Origin of the sequence: Campylobacter sp. 2014D-0216, from assembly GCF_014931215.1 — a bacterium.
Taxonomy (GTDB): Bacteria; Campylobacterota; Campylobacteria; order Campylobacterales; family Campylobacteraceae; genus Campylobacter_D.
The window spans coordinates 299,279-320,465 of record NZ_CP063089.1 but is presented as its reverse complement, the minus strand read 5'-3'; the positions used below and the strand labels follow the sequence as shown (position 1 = coordinate 320,465).

The 21,187-nt window shown below is 29.3% G+C and carries 17 protein-coding genes and 1 pseudogene; 1 reads left to right on the top strand and 17 read right to left on the bottom strand.

Annotated features, from left to right (window positions below):
• Positions 1 to 15: 15 nt before the first annotated feature.
• Positions 16 to 1,524, top strand: coding sequence for an SGNH/GDSL hydrolase family protein (locus A0083_RS01705; protein WP_197553749.1), 1,509 nt, complete (start codon positions 16 to 18; stop codon positions 1,522 to 1,524).
• On the opposite strand, the gene kpsS is transcribed toward A0083_RS01705, so the two are convergent.
• The 17 genes and pseudogenes from kpsS to hddA form a co-directional block, all read right to left on the bottom strand.
• Positions 1,521 to 2,699 carry a capsule polysaccharide modification protein KpsS gene (gene kpsS, locus A0083_RS01700; RefSeq protein ID WP_197553746.1) on the bottom strand — a complete coding sequence of 393 codons (1,179 nt, stop codon included), beginning with the start codon at positions 2,697 to 2,699 and terminating at the stop codon, positions 1,521 to 1,523. The two genes, A0083_RS01705 and kpsS, sit on opposite strands and share 4 nt — an antisense overlap.
• Positions 2,696 to 4,723, bottom strand: coding sequence for a capsular polysaccharide biosynthesis protein (locus tag A0083_RS01695; protein WP_197553743.1), 2,028 nt, complete (start codon positions 4,721 to 4,723; stop codon positions 2,696 to 2,698). The genes kpsS and A0083_RS01695 overlap by 4 nt, the downstream gene beginning before the upstream one ends.
• Positions 4,720 to 5,226 (bottom strand): adenylyl-sulfate kinase, encoded by a 507-nt coding sequence (locus A0083_RS01690; protein ID WP_039662840.1) that lies wholly within the window; start codon positions 5,224 to 5,226, stop codon positions 4,720 to 4,722. Before A0083_RS01690 ends, A0083_RS01695 begins: the two co-directional genes overlap by 4 nt.
• Complete coding sequence (locus A0083_RS01685) at positions 5,223 to 5,984, bottom strand: phosphocholine cytidylyltransferase family protein (RefSeq protein ID WP_197553740.1); 762 nt, start codon at positions 5,982 to 5,984, stop codon at positions 5,223 to 5,225. Before A0083_RS01685 ends, A0083_RS01690 begins: the two co-directional genes overlap by 4 nt.
• Complete coding sequence (locus A0083_RS01680) at positions 5,981 to 6,580, bottom strand: gamma-glutamyl-CDP-amidate hydrolase (protein ID WP_197553737.1); 600 nt, start codon at positions 6,578 to 6,580, stop codon at positions 5,981 to 5,983. Before A0083_RS01680 ends, A0083_RS01685 begins: the two co-directional genes overlap by 4 nt.
• Entirely contained in the window at positions 6,577 to 8,901 is a 2,325-nt protein-coding gene (locus A0083_RS01675) for a PEP-utilizing enzyme (protein ID WP_197553734.1), read from the bottom strand. Before A0083_RS01675 ends, A0083_RS01680 begins: the two co-directional genes overlap by 4 nt.
• A gap of 13 nt (positions 8,902 to 8,914) precedes the next feature.
• A complete protein-coding gene (locus A0083_RS01670) occupies positions 8,915 to 9,688 on the bottom strand; it encodes a class I SAM-dependent methyltransferase (protein WP_012661056.1) in 774 nt (257 codons plus the stop codon).
• Between the two features lie 48 nt (positions 9,689 to 9,736).
• A complete protein-coding gene (locus A0083_RS01665; RefSeq protein ID WP_197553731.1) occupies positions 9,737 to 10,504 on the bottom strand; it encodes a class I SAM-dependent methyltransferase in 768 nt (255 codons plus the stop codon).
• A 54-nt stretch (positions 10,505 to 10,558) separates the two neighbouring features.
• Positions 10,559 to 12,409, bottom strand: coding sequence for a DUF2972 domain-containing protein (locus tag A0083_RS01660; RefSeq protein WP_197553728.1), 1,851 nt, complete (start codon positions 12,407 to 12,409; stop codon positions 10,559 to 10,561).
• A 65-nt stretch (positions 12,410 to 12,474) separates the two neighbouring features.
• A pseudogene (locus A0083_RS08280) lies at positions 12,475 to 14,324 on the bottom strand (DUF2972 domain-containing protein).
• Positions 14,325 to 14,339: 15 nt separating this feature from the next.
• The gene (locus tag A0083_RS01650; RefSeq protein ID WP_197553725.1) at positions 14,340 to 15,071 is read right to left on the bottom strand and encodes a glycosyltransferase family 2 protein; all 732 of its coding nucleotides are present in this window, start codon (positions 15,069 to 15,071) and stop codon (positions 14,340 to 14,342) included.
• Positions 15,068 to 16,606: a capsular biosynthesis protein gene (locus A0083_RS01645; RefSeq protein WP_197553722.1), complete on the bottom strand. Its 1,539-nt coding sequence runs from the start codon at positions 16,604 to 16,606 to the stop codon at positions 15,068 to 15,070. Before A0083_RS01645 ends, A0083_RS01650 begins: the two co-directional genes overlap by 4 nt.
• A complete protein-coding gene (locus A0083_RS01640) occupies positions 16,603 to 16,983 on the bottom strand; it encodes an HAD hydrolase family protein (RefSeq protein WP_232087591.1) in 381 nt (126 codons plus the stop codon). The genes A0083_RS01645 and A0083_RS01640 overlap by 4 nt, the downstream gene beginning before the upstream one ends.
• Before the next feature lie 65 nt (positions 16,984 to 17,048).
• A complete protein-coding gene (locus tag A0083_RS01635) occupies positions 17,049 to 18,896 on the bottom strand; it encodes a DUF2972 domain-containing protein (RefSeq protein ID WP_197553719.1) in 1,848 nt (615 codons plus the stop codon).
• A 15-nt stretch (positions 18,897 to 18,911) separates the two neighbouring features.
• Complete coding sequence (hddC, locus tag A0083_RS01630) at positions 18,912 to 19,586, bottom strand: D-glycero-D-manno-heptose 1-phosphate guanosyltransferase (RefSeq protein WP_197553716.1); 675 nt, start codon at positions 19,584 to 19,586, stop codon at positions 18,912 to 18,914.
• Entirely contained in the window at positions 19,574 to 20,179 is a 606-nt protein-coding gene (gene gmhA2 / locus A0083_RS01625; protein ID WP_173788236.1) for a D-sedoheptulose 7-phosphate isomerase, read from the bottom strand. The genes hddC and gmhA2 overlap by 13 nt, the downstream gene beginning before the upstream one ends.
• Positions 20,167 to 21,186 (bottom strand): D-glycero-D-manno-heptose 7-phosphate kinase, encoded by a 1,020-nt coding sequence (hddA, locus tag A0083_RS01620; RefSeq protein ID WP_197554503.1) that lies wholly within the window; start codon positions 21,184 to 21,186, stop codon positions 20,167 to 20,169. Before hddA ends, gmhA2 begins: the two co-directional genes overlap by 13 nt.
• Between the last annotated feature and the right edge of the window lies 1 nt (position 21,187).

Sequence of the window (21,187 nt, the reverse complement as noted above, 5' to 3'; positions counted from 1 at the left end):
CATAGAAAGTTTTAAATGAATGTAATCTTACTTGGTGGTAGCAATAGCGTAGTTAAAAATGGACTTCGGATAGGTCTTGAAAATGAAAATATTACTTTACACAATTACGCCTTAGGACTTAGCACTTCTTTGCAAAATCTTTATGAACTAATACGCCATAAAGATAATATACACAAAAGTGATTACATTATCAGTGAATCTAACATTAATGATTATTTAAGTCCTGTTAGTTTAAAAATCATTCTTCGCAATATTGATTATTTTTATGAGGAACTTTATAAAGCCAACAAAACCACCATAGTACTTATACTCCCCATACCAGCTTGTAATGATAAATCAAAAGCTATCAATGAAGCACACCGAAAAAATTGTGCTTACTATGGTTTTAATCTAATCGATGTAGATCTTTACTACCAAAAAAATCACCTGTATGATTTTGATCAAAACTATAAATTTCACCCTATGCCACTAGCTATGCAAGAACTTGGAAAAAACATTATCAAAAATTTAAACAATTTTAAAAGCTCTAAAGCAAATATTTCCTATTCTAACAACCAATTTTATATCTTTAAACCATCAAACTTTGATACACTAGAGCATAAAAATTCATTTTTTCATGAAAAAGTTGCAAGAATTAAAGCTAAAGAAAAAATCATTTTCCCAAAAAATCTTTGCGGTTATCAAATTTTAGGCATTCACACTTGGAATCAAGCCAATCTTGCAAGCCACACCATATCATCTATAAGTATCGAAAATTCTTTCTTTAAGCTAGTAAAAAATTTTGGACTTATCAATACTTTTCAAGATATACAAAATGAAAATGCATTTTGCGATGATCAAACTTCTTTATACCTCAACACTCAAGCAATTAAACAAAGCGAAGAAAGCTCGGGTTTAAGCATGGCAAATGAAAAAACGCCTAGGCTTGATTATATAGACTTGATAGGAATTTTACTGCTTAAAAACGATGAATGTAAAAAGCTTGATTTTAAAAATCATCTTACCAATACTCATGAGTTTTTAATCCCACCTATAGTTTTTTATAAAGAATTAGTACTAGAATATCATGAGCTAACTAGGCTTGATACGCAAACATTTTTACAAAGCCAAAACCATAATCTTTTGCGTTTTTTAAATCATAAAAATTTACAAAAAGAATACGAAACATTTATCCACCAAAATAACCAGCTTTATGGAGCAAGCTTAAGAATCAAAGAAAGATTAAGTTATAAACTTGGGGAGGTGATTATGAAAAATAGCAAAAGCTATCTAGGATACTTCAAAATCCCTTTTGAGTTAAGAAGAGTTAGAAAAGCTCACTTTAAGCAACAAAAAGATGTCAAAAACCTACCGCCACTTAAATCCTACGCAGACTATAAACACGCTCAAATAGCCAAAACACATTTGCCTTATCTTTTAGGTAATGCACTTTTGCAAGCTTCAAGAACTCCTTTTAAGCTAGGCTATCTTACCCTACCCTTTAAACTGAAAAAAATTGCACAAAACTATAAAAAGAAATTTTAATCCAAGCTAGTATTTTTGAAGAAATTTCCATTAACTTGGGTTTTATATATCACATAGTTTCTAAATTTAGTATGCAAAACTACATCAGGCTTATAGGCTCTACACTCTTTCCAAAAGGCATGCAAGCTTTTTTGATACGTTAGGCCTTCTATATCATAAAAGGCTTTTCCCATAACCTTTAAAGGACTATTGTGATATAAGGCAGAAAGTCCTACTGTGCTATTTATGACTATAGTACCTCTTGCATTGATCAAAAGTGTAGGTAAATGCAAATCATGCACATATAAAATTCTACCCTCGACATTATATTTTAAACTCAAATCTTCTATAAGCTTAGTATAATCCCTATAGCCACGGTCCATAGGATGATGTTTAAAAACTAAATAAGACTTTGCTTTAGCATGATTAGCAAAAGAGATAATCACCTCTTCTATAAATTTTTCTGTAGTTTTTTTATAGTGATGAGACAACTGGGTATCATTATGCACTTGTAAAATAGCTAAAAAATACTTTTGCTTTAGAGAAAGAATTTTTTCATTAAGTTTTTTTTCGCTGATTTTGTATTTATTTTTTCTATATACTGAACAAAACCAAGGCAAAAAGTCAAATAATTTTAAACTTCTATGGTGCAAGGAATTGTTAAAACGCCAAGAAAGTAAAAAAGCAAAAAGCCAGTATAAAAACGAAGCAAAGGCCATATTTGTAAATGTGCTTGAAAAAGTTATAAATTTATGCTCTTTATCAAATTTTTTCTGACTTAGATAAAATTCCTTATTTCTTGGTAGAGTTGAGTTTGCATTCACTCCGTCTTTTTCAAAAGTAATGAAGTTTGGCCTTATATAACCTTCTTCAAAAATCCACACTTCAATACCCATTTGCTTAGCTACATTAATGGCGATTTCATGTACTTTTCTACAGTCATTGTACATCAGCACTACTTGAATTTGTTTTTCTTCAAAAAGTTTTTTATAAAAGTCTTCAAGCTCAGCTAAGCTTTTGGTATAATTAATACTATTATAAGGATAAAAGAAAAAATCCCCGCCATTAAAATTTACTTTATAAACCTTAGCTTGTGGAATTCTTGTAGCAATTTTACGGAAAAATCCCCCCACAGGACCCTGAAGTAACAAAACATTTTTACCGGAAAATTTTTTTAACTTCTTACTTAAATTCATCGACCTAAAATAAATTCTATGATTCTTCTTATTTTTCTTAATGTATAAATTCTTATATTCATAAACCAACGCAAATAAAATTTAGAAAAATAATCTTTTTGCATTTTTAACATTATATCTAAAGCAAGCTCAACTTCACATAAATTTTTACTTTTTGGGTGGATGTATCTTGGATAAAGGATCAAAACTCCCGCAACAAGCTCTTCTAAACTAAGCACTCTTGTGCGTCTTGGAATTTGATGTAGATCCATAGTTAAACCCCAACCTGCATAAAAAGGCTTGCCATACACTACTACTTTTTTACCACGCAAAAGAGCATCAAAACCGCTTGTAGAAGTGATAGTATGTACTTCATCGCATGCATTGATAGCGCTGTCTATGCTGACATTTTCTATAATTTCATCACAGTATTTTAAAATAATGCTTTTATCTTTTAAACCTTTACGGTTACCACTTAAAACATCAGGATGTGGTTTAAACACTATAAAAGCATTTTCATTGGCCTTTCTCGCACTTTGTAAAAGTTTTAAAGTATCAAAGCCTGCTCCACCTAAGATCATAGAAGCATCATCTTCTACTTGAGCAGGAATTAAAATAATTTTTTTATTGGTGTTAAAATTTAGCTTTTCATGCTTTAAGCCATTGTACTTTGAAAATTTATTTTGCGTGATGGTAATGATGAGTTTTTTAGCTCTTTGTTTTAAGCTCTCATCAAAGATGTGATTTTGCAAAATATCTTCTAAATCACTTGGCTTACTTGGATCAACATACAAGCCTTTGCTATCTACTATCAAAGAAAAAGGGCGTGTAAGATCTGAACCTAAAAAAACCGAGCGTAAAAAGCCATCTTCTACTAGAAAAATTGCATTTTTAAAATCTTTAGCCAACAAAGCTTTGTCATACTTTTTACCCCAAATGAAAATTTTATCATCAGGATTTAAATTCGCTTTATAAAGTTCACCTGGTGAGTTTAAAAAAATGATTTTATTGCTTTTAGCTTTAAAAAATGGTCTTGTAAATTCTCTTTTCCATTTAGAAAAACCTAAAAAATACAAAGTGTTGGAATTAGCTTGTTCTATCTTTTTATACTTTGCTAGAGTATGGATGGTATCAAAGATGTTACTTTTTTGATTCGAGCAAGGATTAAAATACTCACTATATAAAATATAAGCAGTGCAAAAGATTTCCTCTAAAGTTCTTTTTTTAAACCTTCTTTTACATTCTAATTTATCTTGTGTTAAACCCCAACCTGCATAAAATGGCATACCATAACACACGCATTCACTTCCTAACATCAAAGCTTCAAAACCCATACCGGAAGTTTTAGTATAGACTTTTTTAAAACGACTTAACAATTCTATTGGATTATAATTTTCTTTTATGACAACACATTTACTTGGTAAATCTTGCACATCAAAATCACTTTGCTTTTTACCACTAAGCACATCAGGGTGAATTTTAATATATACTTTAGCATTTGGATTTTCTTTGATCGCATCATTTATCATATCTTGAGTTGAAAAACTACTAGCTAAACCAAATTTTAACGAAGCATCGTTTGCTACTTGAGTGATGATCAATACACGTTCTTCATTAGCACTAAAAAGCTCTTTTGGTATGCAAAGGTTATTATTATACTTGCTAAGTTTTTCTTTTTTTATAAGCTCTATGGCCTTTTTTGCTTGCTCTAGTTCTTCGGTGCTAAACTCATAAGAATTTAAAATATTTTCGAGTTTAGATGGCGCCGTAGCATCGTAGTAAATTCCCACACCATCTTTAACAATAGAAAAACTTGGGCTATTTTCTACACCTAAATTTAATGAACGCAAAAAGCCATCTTCTAAAAGTAAAAATTTTGCATCATATTTTTTGGCCAATTCTATAGCTTTTAAACCCGATTTTTTTCTACCCCAGCCCACAAAAACATCTTCTTTTATGATGATTTTATAGAAATAGTATAAAGTTATCTTATAAAAGTTTTTAACATTTTCTTTTAATCTTTTTGATGTGGTATACAGTCTCATAATAGTTGTTTTATAATCATTTCAACTTTTTCATCTAAATTCTCTTGCATTGAATTATCTAGTACAAAATGCGCATTTGGTTCATCATATTTTATATCAACACCTACAACATTTTTAATTTCACTGTTTAAAGCTTTTGTATAAAGCTCTTTTTGATCTCTTGCAATTAATTCTTCCATTGGACACTTAATATAAATTTCAAAATAATTGTTTAAATTTTCTCTATTGTATTTATAAATTTCATCAAACATAGATATAGTTGTCACGACTACTATCATACCCTGATCATTTAAGAATTTAGCAAATTGGGATCTTTTTAATGCTACATCTATACGACCTTGCTTGTCGTAACCGTAATGTCCTAACAGTTCTCTTAACTCATCTCCATCAAGATAGATAATATTTTCACATTCTCTTTTTAGCTTTTCATACAAAGCCCTACCTATAGTACTCTTTCCACTACCCGCTAAACCCGTAAGCCAAATAACGTATGGTTTTTTCATTTAATCTCCACTTTTAAATCACTCATGAAATCAATCTCACACCAATTTCCATTAACTTCGATAGCTTTTGCATTTTTATATTTATCAATTAAAATCTGCAAAAAGCTTGTCATGTACATATTTTGAAAATTTTTCCCATCATAAAACTGAGTTTTGTCAAGTTCTTCATAAGTTTTTAAAACTTCTTTTAAAAATTGATACGAAAATTTAAACAAACCTATATATTGTCCTTGAATTTCATCATAACTTTTTGCTTGCCTACCAAGTTCTGTAATAAAACCATCTTTTAGTTTTAAAGTTTCAGCATCATCAAGTGGATTTTTAAATCTTTTTGTCCATAGCTCTTTCCATGATTTATCCACAATGACAGCAAAATCATCTTTTGATTGTTTAAGTTTTTCAATACTATCTTTAAAATAAACTATATCAGCATAAGAAATAATCAAATCTTGCTTATCTTCAATACAACTTTGTAAAAATTCTCTAGCGCAAAATAAAGTCTGAACCATATTAGTTTTATCATAGTTTTTATTTTTATAAAACAATTCCAAATTATGATTTTTACCCACATAATCTTTTAAAACATCAAATAAATATCCGCCAACTATACATATCTCATGAATGTTATTTTCTTTTAAAGCTTGAATTTCATAGTCTATTATTTTTTTATTTTTATATTCAACCATACACTTTGGATTATCTTTTGTCAAGGGCATCAGCCTAGAACCAAAACCCGCTGCCAAAATTATAGCTCTCATTTTACATCCTTTAACCACGCATTAAAAACACTTTGCTCATTCATTCCATTTTCTCTTTCAATATGCCACATTAAACCATAAATACTAAATTTTTTATGCTTAAAAGCCTCTATTGTTCCATCTTTTGCACTTGCTAATATCTCAAGCTCATTACCCAACGTTTTAATAGCAAAATTATGATATGAATTGACATTAATTCTTTGATCGTTTAAATATATTTCGTGATTTCCAACATGTCCTTTACAAGGACAAATAGTAGAATTAAAACAAGAGGCGATCATCTGCGCTCCTTTACAAATTCCAAGTAAAGGGATATTATCTTGCATACAATGCTTGATAATGTTTTTCTCATATTCGTCTCTTTTTTGATTGACAAAAGAAGATTTGCAAGAATTTAAATCATTGCCCCCACTCAAAATCACTGCACTAACATAAGGAATGTAGTTTTTAAAATCAATCTCATAACTTAACGGAAGTGGTAAAAAACCACTTAATTCGTTTTTAAAAAAAATCCCCCAATCAAGCGCTAAGCACTCTCTTAACTCATTATAGTCTTGATTTTCTAAAATTCTTTGGCTAATAGCTATAAATTTCATAGACAAAATATCTGCTCACTTTGACAATCAATCTTAATTTTTTTTGCTTGAAGATATTTTTTAAAGTTTTCTTCACCCACTCCAATAACAGCAGGCATGGCAAGTTCAGAAGCTCTAATAGCCATATGCGAATTTGCACCACCATAACAAGTGATAAAACCTGCAATATCCTTTGTAAATAAATAATCATATCCAGGATCAGCCGCATAGATTAATACCACTTTGCCTTTTAAATCCTGATCTCCCTCTAGAGCAATATTAGCACTAATACTTTTTTGGGTAATAAAATTTGGATGAATACAATTTGCAAAAAATCCAAATACCTGATCCGCATCAGTTAGCAAAGCAGGTAGTTTTATAGCCAAACTTAACTCATACTCTTGTTTGTTTTCATTAATCTCACTTAAAAATTTTTCTTTTGGGTTTTTTGAATACACGCTAGAGTATAAATTTAAAACACTTTTAACATCTAAATGCGCCATATCTTCTTTAGAAATTTCATAGTAATTTCCAAGATCTTCTATCAGCGATATGGCTTTAGATAAGAGTTTGGTAAATTCAAATTTAATAAATTCGCGCCCTTCTATGGCTATTTTTAAAAAGCTAAAAAAATCTTTTGCATTAACTTCAACCCCGTGTTCTTTTAAAATTTGATCAAGTTTTTGTAACTTCGCATCGCCAATTTCAAATTCTTTTTCTTTTTGGATTTCACCTTTTTGCTTTAGGTCAAAATACCCATCAAAATCTTCATCATACCTTGGAGATAAAATATTATAAGTTCCTGCTCGTAAATGACCAAATTGTTTTAGAAAATCTTGTTTGTTGTTTTCATTTAAATTTGCCAATTCATTACTCAAGGTTTTACTAACAGTATGAAGAGAATTTAAAAATTCATTTTTTTCTTCTTTACTAAAAAATCCAATTTCCACCAAAGAATTAAGCATAGTCATGGCCACAAACGCGGCTCTTGCAACACCAGCAAATGGCAATGTTCCGTATCTTTTGCATTCTTCTAAAAGCCAATAAATTTTATCTAATGATGAAAAATCCGAATGCATAATATTTTCATAATGTAAACTCATTTGTTTTGATTTTTCTATATCTTTCAAACACAAACCATTTTTAATATCAATAATAGAATTAGTAAGATTTAATAAAGAAAATTCAATGCGTTTGATTTCATTTTTATTAAAACCATAATCCAGCAAATACTCTAATTTCTTTGCCACATGAAAATCATAACAAGAAAATACTATATCAAACTCTACTTTATCATGCAATTCGTGATTTTTATATAACTTGTCTAAATAATAATTAACTAACTTTTTAGCAATATTCTCATCAAGTGTTTTTGGTATAAAAGAATTAAAAGAAAGTCTCACATCTACATAAGGGATACCCAAAAAAGAGTGAATTAACGGATGTGATCTTAAATCTCTATAACCATAATTGTCTCTTTGGTAAGCCCAAATATTATCCGTAACAATCTCTTTATAAAGACTAAAAGCTAATCTTTTTGGTCTAAGTCCTATAATTTCTGCTGGATTCCAATCAGGCATTACACCAAAAATAGCTTTATCTCCAAGCACCCTAGATCTTGGCTCTTGTAAAGATAGAAATCTTTTATAAAGTCTATGTAAAGCTTGCTTAGGTAGGTTGTTAAAAAGATTAATTTTTGCTTGCATTATTAAAGGTCTTACTTGTAAACAAAAAAGCTCACCTTGTTTATTAAAAGCAAATTCCACATCTAAAAAATTACACCCATATAAATTTTCAAGTTCTTTTATCAACAAGATAACTTTTTGCATATACGGATCTTTTGCATCTTCATTTTCACGGTAGTGAAAATACGTTTTAGCATTTTTAGCACTACCATCTGTAATAGAACTATTTGATCCATTATCATCATATTCTATGCAAAAATATGGAGCAAAATTATCTTTATCCACACTAAAAGCAACGCCACATTTTTGAATATCTAAAAGCATAGGTTGGATTAAAATTTCATCATTCTCACTAGGCATAGAACGACCTACTTTATCCAAAGCCTCAAAAAGTTGATTTTTGTCGCTAATGTCTATATTAGCTAAACTTAAAAAGGCTCCAGCGTTGGAGCTTTTTAAGCTATCTTCGCTGCTAGAAGAACTACGGATGATTAGTTTTTTTGCGTTTAAATTGCTAATTTTTTTAAATATATTTTCCTTATCTTGAGTGATTTCTTTTAAAGAAGTAACAACCACATCTAAAACTTTTGCATTTTTAAGTATATTTTTTAAATTTTGCAAATTTCTTGCTTTTGTTTGAAAAACTAATCTTTCCATAAATACTACTCTTTTATATTTTTTTTGCGCTCCAAGCTCTCGTTGTATATTTGATATCAAATTCACCTGGTAATTCTTGCTTTAACTTATCAGTGATTTTCTCAAACAACTCATTACCTTCTTTTGTTTCAAGATCCCAATAAGGATTTTTTACACTTTTCCAAGCATTAATGTAATTATCTACACTTTGATGAAAATAAAAATCCTCTTCTAAATAAACAATATTATCAAAAAGCTCTTTATGTGCTTCTATAATAGGACGCTGATCTTCTCTTCTTGTACCTCTTGTATAATTTGGAACAAAACCAACGATAATATCCTCTGCTATTTTTTGATATGGATCATTTAGATCTCTATGATTCCACATGCAAGTAAAATAACACCCTTTTTTAAGTAGTCTATGACTTTCTTTTAATGCCATTGATCTATCCATTACATTAAAACTACTACCAAAACTTACCCAGTCAAACTCTCCATCTTTTAAAGTAGAATCGACACCAGTAGCTCTTACCCATTCTATATCTTGTCCTTGAGTTCTCTCTATACCAATTTCGCGCATCGCGTCATTTGGCTCAACTGCAACTACTTTACAAGCTCTCTCTAAAAGCATAATGCTTAAATTTCCAGTACCCGCTCCAATATCTGCAACTTTTATCTTTGAATCTTGACTAGTTCTTTTAGCAAGTTCTACTAACATATCTATACTAAGTGGCGCATAATTTGGTCTATATGAGTAAAATTTTGCATGCTTAGTATAATCCCAAACTTGTTCTACTATTTTTTTCATTTTTTTCCTTTAACTTTAATAGCAAAGCTAAAAAAGCTAAAGGATTTTTTATGCCTTACGCACCGTCCATGCACGGATTTTATAAGGAATTTCGATCATATCCATGGATGAAATTTTATTTTCTATCATTTTTAAAATTTCTTCCCATCTAGCTTTTCCAGCTTGCGCTTGAATATCATTTACAGAATGCCAAGCTCCTAAGTAACGTTCTTTACTCCAAAACTCTTTATAATCACACTCCATAAAAAAGCAGTCCTTGAAATCTCCAGTACTTACTAAGATTTCTTCCCAATTTTTAACATTTTGCACCCCACTACTTACACGAGTAAGCTCTGGTACAATATGTTTAATTTCCTCTTCAATTTCATGAAACACAGAACCTTTAGCTATATGGCGCGGATTCCATATGGCAGTGAAATACCCCCCCCCTGTAAGCACTCTTGCAAATTCAGGTAAAGATTTTTTAGGATCTGTCCAATGAAAAGAACTAGCCATGATTACCCAATCAGCATAGTTACTAGGCATAGTAGTTTCTTCTCCGCTACCTTTATGCCAAATAATATTTTGCAAATTTTGAGTAAATTTAACACCCTCTTCACGCATATTATCATTTGGCTCAACTGCATCTATATAAAGGTCAAACTCATCAGCAAGCATTTTAGTAAGCTTTCCTGTACCTGCACCTACTTCTACAACTTTTAACGTGCTCTTATTTTGCTCATTTACACATTTGATTAACTTTTCTATAAGCATGCTTGAATATGCTGGTCTGTTATGGTAGTGTTTTGCAACTTCGCTAAAATCACCTTGTTTCATGAAACTCCTTTGAAAATTATTTTATAATTATATCTTTTTTATCTTTCTTTACTATTAATTACCATCTAATTCTTTACACATTTTTTCAAATTCTTGATAGTATTTCCAAGAAGCAACTATATCTGGCCTGTACTGCTTAATGTGAGCAAGTTCTTTATCAAGTAATTCTTTCAGTCTAATCCTTAGCTCTTTGTTTTCTTTTAGATATTTTAACACATCATCTTCTTTAAATAATTTAGATTTTTCAATCTCTATTCTTTCTTCCAATGCCTTTATAAAATTTACCAGATATTTTTTTGTGGCTTGCATCAGCTCACCGCTCTGCTTTAACCGCTCATAGTCTTGTGGTTTTATAAAAATACCCAAATTGTCATATTTTAAAGGTTTATCAAAAAAATCACTTACAATGTTGATATATTCTTTGGATTTCCCATAGAATTCAATTAAATTTGTAGATGTTATTTGAAGATGGATACTGTTGTTTTTATAAACAAAAACATCATTGCAATCTAAATTTTTCTCATTAGCAAAAAAATTAATTGGGATAAAACCTGTCAAATCTCCATTCATCACACCCTTAAAAAAACTTTCATCAGTAGGCTTGCTAAATCCAAATTTATTTGCCAAAACACACATTGTATCAAATGCTTTTTCTGGTTTAATTTCCTCCATGTCAATGTAGGTGATATTTTCACTTGGCATCATACTACAAAGTGATGTTTGGTATATTGTATCATCATTAATCCATCTAGGTAGATAAGCCATATTCGGTTTATCTGCATAATAAAATTTTCTTCCAAGACCACCAACATACATTTTATTCTTAAAAACCTTATAATAATCACTATTTAAGCATAAATCTTTTTCGCTTTTTGGATTTAAAATTGGATGATTCACACCCGTCTTTAATCTAGATATAGGATCTCTAACCAAAAAAACAATTGGAATGTTTATCTTCACTAAATTTAAGTATTTACGAATGATATTAGCCCCCTGTGACAAACTATACTGTCCATAAGTTATAATTGCATACTTATCCGAATTTTCATTAAAGCTATAGTATTCTATATACCTACTTTTCATGGGATTCATATGATGATATAAATACCCAATATTACATGCACCAAAAAAAGACATCATTGCTGCATGCCCAGAAAGTCCCCCAGATAAAAACACAAACTTATAATTATCCGGTAAAGGCAAATTCATTTCCCATGCAAGCTCAGCAGGAATATTTTTATAGTTAATTTTTTCATTTTCATCGTTTAGTTTTTTAGGATCAAGCAAAGAAGGATAAGGGTGATTTTCTTGTTTGTATTTTTCTTTAAAATCTTTCGAAGATAGCCAAATTCTAATAAGATCAAAATGTTTTACAAAAAAATCAAAATTATGAAATATATTTTCTAGTATAGGTTTATAATCTTTATGTTGTTTCAAAACATCAATCAAATCTTGAATATTTATTTTATGATTTTTTATTGTTGAATTGTAAAAATGATAGTGTAATTTTTGAGGCAATATGCTGATAATATCTTGAATGTTTTTATATATCTTATATTTTTCTTTTAACAAAGAAGGTAACATAAAGTATCCTCCTTTATACCAAGCTTTATGAGCACAAATCAAAACTTCTCCTAGCATATAGGAAAGATGATACTTATATCTTATGCTTTCATTATAATCTTTACAAGATTCTACTTTAGGATATGCAAGTTGTGGAAATATTTTAATAGTTTGCTTGTATAGTTTTTGTTCTTTAAAATGTTGTTGTTTTATCTTATATAATTTATATGGTAGGGTTATATACCCTCTCCCATGTTGTTTTTTACATTCTATGATAGCAAGACCTAATTTATAAGAAAGTGAATTTTTTATCCTATCTATAGCACTATTTGGGTTAAACATTAGAGTTCCTTAGGGTTAGTTTGTGATTTGGGAACAACCTTTCCTTAAATTTTATCATTAAAGTATTAATTACCATCTAATTCTTTACACATTTTTTCAAATTCTTGATAGTATTTCCAAGAAGCAACTATATCTGGCCTGTACTGCTTAATGTGAGCAAGTTCTTTATCAAGTAATTCTTTCAGTCTAATCCTTAGCTCTTTGTTTTCTTTTAGATATTTTAACACATCATCTTCTTTAAATAATTTAGATTTTTCAATCTCTATTCTTTCTTCCAATGCCTTTATAAAATTTACCAGATATTTTTTTGTGGCTTGCATCAGCTCACCGCTCTGCTTTAACCGCTCATAGTCTTGTGGTTTTATAAAAATACCCAAATTGTCATATTTTAAAGGTTTATCAAAAAAATCACTTACAATGTTGATATATTCTTTGGATTTCCCATAGAATTCAATTAAATTTGTAGATGTTATTTGAAGATGGATACTGTTGTTTTTATAAACAAAAACATCATTGCAATCTAAATTTTTCTCATTAGCAAAAAAATTAATTGGGATAAAACCTGTCAAATCTCCATTCATCACACCCTTAAAAAAACTTTCATCAGTAGGCTTGCTAAATCCAAATTTATTTGCCAAAACACACATTGTATCAAATGCTTTTTCTGGTTTAATTTCCTCCATGTCAATGTAGGTGATATTTTCACTTGGCATCATACTACAAAGTGATGTTTGGTATATTGTATCATCATTAATCCATCTAGGTAGATAAGCCATATTCGGTTTATCTGCATAATAAAATTTTCTTCCAAGACCACCAACATACATTTTATTCTTAAAAACCTTATAATAATCACTATTTAAGCATAAATCTTTTTCGCTTTTTGGATTTAAAATTGGATGATTCACACCCGTCTTTAATCTAGATATAGGATCTCTAACCAAAAAAACAATTGGAATGTTTATCTTCACTAAATTTAAGTATTTACGAATGATATTAGCCCCTGTGACAAACTATACTGTCCATAAGTTATAATTGCATACTTATCCGAATTTTCATTAAAGCTATAGTATTCTATATACCTACTTTTCATGGGATTCATATGATGATATAAATACCCAATATTACATGCACCAAAAAAAGACATCATTGCTGCATGCCCAGAAAGTCCCCCAGATAAAAACACAAACTTATAATTATCCGGTAAAGGCAAATTCATTTCCCATGCAAGCTCAGCAGGAATATTTTTATAGTTAATTTTTTCATTTTCATCGTTTAGTTTTTTAGGATCAAGCAAAGAAGGATAAGGGTGATTTTCTTGTTTGTATTTTTCTTTAAAATCTTTCGAAGATAGCCAAATTCTAATAAGATCAAAATGTTTTACAAAAAAATCAAAATTATGAAATATATTTTCTAGTATAGGTTTATAATCTTTATGTTGTTTCAAAACATCAATCAAATCTTGAATATTTATTTTATGATTTTTTATTGTTGAATTGTAAAAATGATAGTGTAATTTTTGAGGCAATATGCTGATAATATCTTGAATGTTTTTATATATCTTATATTTTTCTTTTAACAAAGAAGGTAACATAAAGTATCCTCCTTTATACCAAGCTTTATGAGCACAAATCAAAACTTCTCCTAGCATATAGGAAAGATGATACTTATATCTTATGCTTTCATTATAATCTTTACAAGATTCTACTTTAGGATATGCAAGTTGTGGAAATATTTTAATAGTTTGCTTGTATAGTTTTTGTTCTTTAAAATGTTGTTGTTTTATCTTATATAATTTATATGGTAGGGTTATATACCCTCTCCCATGTTGTTTTTTACATTCTATGATAGCAAGACCTAATTTATAAGAAAGTGAATTTTTTATCCTATCTATAGCACTATTTGGGTTAAACATTAGAGTTCCTTAGGGTTAGTTTGTGATTTGGGAACGTGAAAATTTTTCATAATCTTGCGGTGTTCCGCAAAATATTATATCACTCAAATTTATCTCATGATATTTAATTTGTTTATCATTTTTGATCAAATAGTTATATAAGGGTGCTATATATAGCTCATTTTTTACATACAGCCTGTTTTCATACGAAAACTTAAAAGAATCTTTAAAGTCTTTGCCTTTTTTAAAATAATATAACCCGCTACTACAAAGATTAGAAATTCTTTCTTTTTCAGTTGTCTTCAAAACATTTTTATCATCACCAGGTAAAACAAACGACCACTGCTCTCCATCGGCCTGAAATACTTCCAAATATCCATCCAACTTTTCATAGTCAAAATCAGGTAAAATATAATTATATCTAAAAGTATCTATATTAAAAATCAATATACTTTCATTATCATCAATATAAGCTTTTTCCAATCCAAGCATAACTGTATGGGCCTGCCCTTGAGTTTCATCATCAAGTTTTACAAGAATTTTATTTTTGATTTTAAGTTTTTCACACTCATCTGCAATAAATTTTTCGGTATTATATATATCCCTATAAATAAAAAGAAAATTGCAATCTTTGAAATAATGCTTAAACCCAAAAACCGCATTATAAAATACAGTTTTATTTTGTATTTTAAGCATATATTTTGGTATTTTATAACCCGCATTTAAAAATCGCGAACTAAGCCCAGCCATAGGAAAAACAATAGTCATACCAAACCTTTATCTTTAAAATAAAAATATAATCTAAAAACATTAGCAAACAAAGCCTTTTGTCTGTCACTATCATCAGCATGCAAAGGAAGCATAGAAGCAAATAGATGTATAGCAATAGAGCAAATTTGCTTATCAATTTCGAACATTGTAAAAAATTCTTCCTGAATTTTAACTATTTCATCACTCACATCTATAGACAAAAATATTTTATCTTTTTGAATTTCACATCTTGAAAAGCCAGAAACAATAAAATCATACAAACCTAATACAGAGTGCACTAATTTCGCATAATCATAACACATATCTCCATAGACTGTTATATTCTCATCAAAATCCATTCCCCTGGGATCAAACGTTTTTATATTCTTTGATCTAAAATCATACACAATATTACTAAAACAAAAATCTCCGTGAATTAATCTTATATCTTGTTTTTGCGATATATTTTTATCTAATGAATTTAGGATTTCGCATATCGATATACTTTCATAATTACCAAAAGAATATTTTTTAGAAAAACTAATTTCCGGATGATTGATTTGTTTTAATCTTTTCAACGTTTTAGCTTTATAATCAAAAACAATCTCTTTATCACTTTTAAATTTATGAATAGTGTTTAAAAATACTTTTATAGACCCAAAAATATTACGCCAAATATAATGTGGTAATTTTCCAAAAACAAACAACTCTAACAAGGTATTGTGATACAAATACTCCAGTCGATAAGAACCTGCTTTTTCACAATAAAATCTTGGCAAGTAGATGTTGTATTCTTGTGGAAATCTTCTATACCAATTGATTTCAGCTCTGATTTTACTATCCCAATTTGAAGACTTTATCACAAAGTTTTCATCAATTAATAAATGATTAAAAGCTCTTTGTGTGCTAAATTTTTTTTTAGAATGAAAATAATTTGTTATCAAACCAAAATCCAGCCATGAGTCATCTTGAACTATATTAAAAGCATGAGTATTGGAATATTCTCTTAACCCATCAACAAAAGAATAATGATTATCCAAAAGACACTTAACTAAAAAGTATGGATATTCAATATTCATAAAACCAGATAAAACCAATTCATAGTCTTCTGAAATGTTGTTTTTTATCCTATAATTCAATACTTTTTCTTTAAATAAGTACGCCCATTTATAATTCTCTTTTACCCTTGAAACCACCAAATGGTTTTTTAAAGACTGTATAGAACTAAAATATGTATCACCGTGTAATATGTAAATCGACTCATTGATTGGAGAATTCATATTAATAGCATAAATCAAAGCTTCTGCTAATTGCATACTTTCAGGAATATATAAAATCTTTACACCTAGTGATTTTAACTTTAGAAAATCATATTCACTAATTTGAAAACTTTGAGGAAGAGTTAATACTATCGACTCGTTTAAGTTACAAAAAAGTTCGATCTGATATTCATATAATCTCTTGTTACCCAACGGCAAGAAAGATGGTGGAATTTTTCCAAATTCTAGTTCAAAATCATCAGAACAATAAGCTGATGACATAATAAAAATCATCTATTTCCTCCATCTTTATACGGATTTTCTTTTTGAAGAATCTCGATAATTTCCTCATAAGAATATTTTGCGAATTCAGAAGGTCTTATAGCTTTATCATCGACATAAAAACCATCGTAACCACACCATGGTTTTCCTATAACAATATCATCATAAGGAACTTTATGTTTATCAAGCCACTCTACAATTATGGGTAATGTATTATGCTTAATTTTTTCAATATCACCCTGATATGTTCTCATATTTCTACTAGTAAATATAGTTACTTTAAAACCTAATTCCTTATAATGACATAGTTGCTTTAAAACATTTGTATTTATTGGCTTATCTTTATAAGGAACATCAGTATCTAATGTTAAAGTTCCATCTAAATCAATAATAATATTCTTAATAGTCTTTCCTTGTTTTTATTATATTATACTTTTTTTATCTTTCTTTAGTATTAATCACCATCCAATTCTTTACATATTCTTTCAAATTCTTGATAGTATTTCCAAGAGGCAACTATATCTGGTTCAAGCTCTTTTAAATCTTTATAATCGCTATTAAAAATATTTCTAAGTGCATTTCTTACATCAGAATTAGCCCGCAAGTAATCTAGAATATCATCCTCGTCAAACATTTTCTTTTGTTCCTTTATTTCCTGCTCAGACATCATTATTAATAAATTTTTGATAAATTTCTGGACATCAAAAAATAGCTTTTGATTTGTCTTTAAAAACATAAAATCTTTCTTTTGACAAAAACAAACTATATTATCAAAATAACATTGATCACCTATAAGCAAATGAGTAATATCAAGATAATGTTCAGATAAAAAAGAAATTTGTCGTGTTGAGATTGTAATTTCCAACGTGTCTTTGTTTGCATTTATTCCATAAGCATCTAATTTTATATCCAAATTCAAAGGCAATAAAACCAATATGTCATTTCTACATACCTTTGCTTCAAAAAAATTTCTATTAGTTGGCTTCTTGAATCCAAAAATTTGAGATAACTCTAAAAATGTTTCAAAAGCATGCTCCTTTCGAATTTTATCCATATCAAAATAATATATCTTATTGATAGAGTGTTGTAAATGCTTAACTCTCCAATTTAATATATTCATGTTTCCATCTAAATATCTATAAATATTGTTTAAACTAGGTATACAATCAAAGCTATGTTTTAACCCATCATTATTTCTTATCGTATTATGATATAAAATAACATTCTCAAGATAAGTTTTATAATCAAAATCCATTGAAATGTGTCTAATAATTCTTTTATTGCCCCCCTGATGATGATTTACCAAAGGTTTTAAAAGAGATATAGGATCTCTAACTATGCACAAATATGGAACTTTTTTTTGAATAAGAAAAAATAACTTAGTAGAATCCTCCAAGACCTTATGACCAGAAAGCACTATAGCATTATAGTTATTTTTGTTACATAGCATATGCTCATAAGCATTCAAATATCTTTTATAGTTATTATTGACCCTTAAATTCATTTTAACACCACAATGCCTTAGAAACTTATCCATTGCATCACTACCTGCACCAAAAATGCCCAAAAACACAAACTTATAATTATCCGGTAAAGGCAAATTCATTTCCCATGCAAGCTCAGCAGGAATATTTTTATAGTTAATTTTTTCATTTTCATCGTTTAGTTTTTTAGGATCAAGCAAAGAAGGATAAGGGTGATTTTCTTGTTTGTATTTTTCTTTAAAATCTTTCGAAGATAGCCAAATTCTAATAAGATCAAAATGTTTTACAAAAAAATCAAAATTATGAAATATATTTTCTAGTATAGGTTTATAATCTTTATGTTGTTTCAAAACATCAATCAAATCTTGAATATTTATTTTATGATTTTTTATTGTTGAATTGTAAAAATGATAGTGTAATTTTTGAGGCAATATGCTGATAATATCTTGAATGTTTTTATATATCTTATATTTTTCTTTTAACAAAGAAGGTAACATAAAGTATCCTCCTTTATACCAAGCTTTATGAGCACAAATCAAAACTTCTCCTAGCATATAGGAAAGATGATACTTATATCTTATGCTTTCATTATAATCTTTACAAGATTCTACTTTAGGATATGCAAGTTGTGGAAATATTTTAATAGTTTGCTTGTATAGTTTTTGTTCTTTAAAATGTTGTTGTTTTATCTTATATAATTTATATGGTAGGGTTATATACCCTCTCCCATGTTGTTTTTTACATTCTATGATAGCAAGACCTAATTTATAAGAAAGTGAATTTTTTATCCTATCTATAGCACTATTTGGGTTAAACATTAGAGTTCCTTAGGGTTAGTTTGTGATTTGGGAACGTGAAAATTTTTCATAATCCTCAGGTATCCCTATATCAATAAAATAATCATCAAAAATTTGGGTTTGTATTTTTAGCAATTTAAAATTTTCTTGCAAAAATTCTTCAAAAGAAAATTTTTTTTCCAAATCAAATTCATCAAAAATATCTTTTTTCAGTAAATATATACCACCGTTGATTAAACCTTGTTTTTTAAATACTTTCTCTTCAAAAGATATTACAATACCTTGATCATCAACATTCACAGTGCCATATCGGTCAAAATTTTGCATTTGTTTGAGTGCGATACAAATTTTACCACCATTTAAAGCAAGCTTTTTTAGATCAATATCAAATATAGTGTCACCATTTAAAACATAAGCTTGATTTTGTATTAACTTCAAGGCATCTTTTATAGCTCCACCTGTACCTAAAAGCTCTTTTTCAATGTTATAGCGTATTCTCATACCTTCAAATTCTTCTTTAAAGTACTCTTGGATGAGTTCATATTTATACGAAACACTTAAAACAACTTCAGTAATTCCTTGTTTTTTTAAATACTCTAAAACAAAGGTTAAAAATGGCTTTCCATTAATCGGCGCCATAGGCTTTGGGAGATCTTGCACTACGCTTTTTAACCTCGTGCCAAGACCTCCTGCTAAAACTATAGCTTGCAATCAAACCCCTTGCCAAAAAGCTCTTCTTCTACTATAGCACAGATGATATGTCCTATCAAAATATGCGCCTCTTGAATCCTTGGTGTACAAGTTGATGGCACTTTAATACAATAATCACAAAGTTCATTCATAGCACCACCGCTAGCTCCGGTTAAACCTATGCTTAAAATTCCTTTTTCTTTGCAAATTTCTAAAGCTTTTAAGATATTTTTACTATTTCCGCTTGTAGAAATTCCTATAAATACATCCCCATTCACACCTTGGGCTTGCACTTGTCTTGCAAATAAATTTTCATAACCATAGTCATTGCCAATAGCCGTTAAAATACTCGTATCAGTACTTAAAGCAATGCTTGCAATACCAGGTCTGTCAAAGTAAAATCTACTCACAAACTCCCCAGCTATATGCTGTGCATCAGCTGCACTTCCTCCATTACCTGCTAGTAAAGTTTTATTGCCATTTTTATAAGCATTGATCACTTTTAGAGATACCTCTTTAATTAAGCTGATCATATCATTATCATTTAAAATCTTAGTTTTAATATCAATTGAATCACTAAAATGAGATTTTATATATAAATTTAAATTTTCCATGATTTTGCTCCTTCTTTAGTGAAGTAGAATTCTTGTACATATCCTTGCTGTTCGTTTAGAATTTTTTTAAGTTTATATTTTTTTACAGGATCAACCATAAAAAACATAAATCCTCCAGCGCCCGCTCCACTTGTTTTGCCACTATAGGCACCATTTTCCATGGCTAAATGATAAATTCTTTCAAGTTCATCATTACTTACTATATCAGAAATGATCTTTTTTGACTGCCATGACTTGCCTAAAATTTGAGCTATTTTGTCAAAATCAGCTCTAAATAACGCTTCTTTCATATCTAGTGCATCTTGCTTTATCGCATGCATAGCATTAAGAGAGTTTTCATCTCCTAGTTTTCCTTTTTTATGTTCTTCTATATCTTTAGCCTCTCTAGTGATATTTGTAAAATAAAGCAAAACTCTAGCCTCAAGCTCACTTGCTATCCAATTTTTAATGCGTAAAGGATTAACAATCACTCTTTTTTGATCATAAAATTCCATAAAGTTAAACCCACCAAAAGTTGCAGCGTATTGATCTTGTGCACCACCTACGATGGCCATATCCTCTCGTTCAATCTCATACGCTAAACGTGCAATCTCATACTCACCTAAAGGCAAATTCAGCCATTCTGCAAATGCTTTGATGATACCCACCACCAAAGTAGAGCTACCACCAAGCCCACTACCACTTGGTACATCTGAATAAGTATGCAAAGAAAAACTTAAAGGTTTTTTAATATATTCTTTTACCAAACGATTATAAATTGCTTTATAAAGATCTAGCTTGCCATCATTTTCTAAAAAATCTTTGCTTTTATACTCTACTTTTACATTTATATCCGATGAATCAAAAATGATTTTTCCATCATCTCTTTCTATCAAAGTACAATGCACATATAAAGATATAGTCGCATTTAAAACATAACCTGTGTATTGATCACAATATAAATTTATATCAGTACCCCCGCCGGCTAAACCTAAACGCAAGGGAGTTTGAGAACGAATTATCACGATT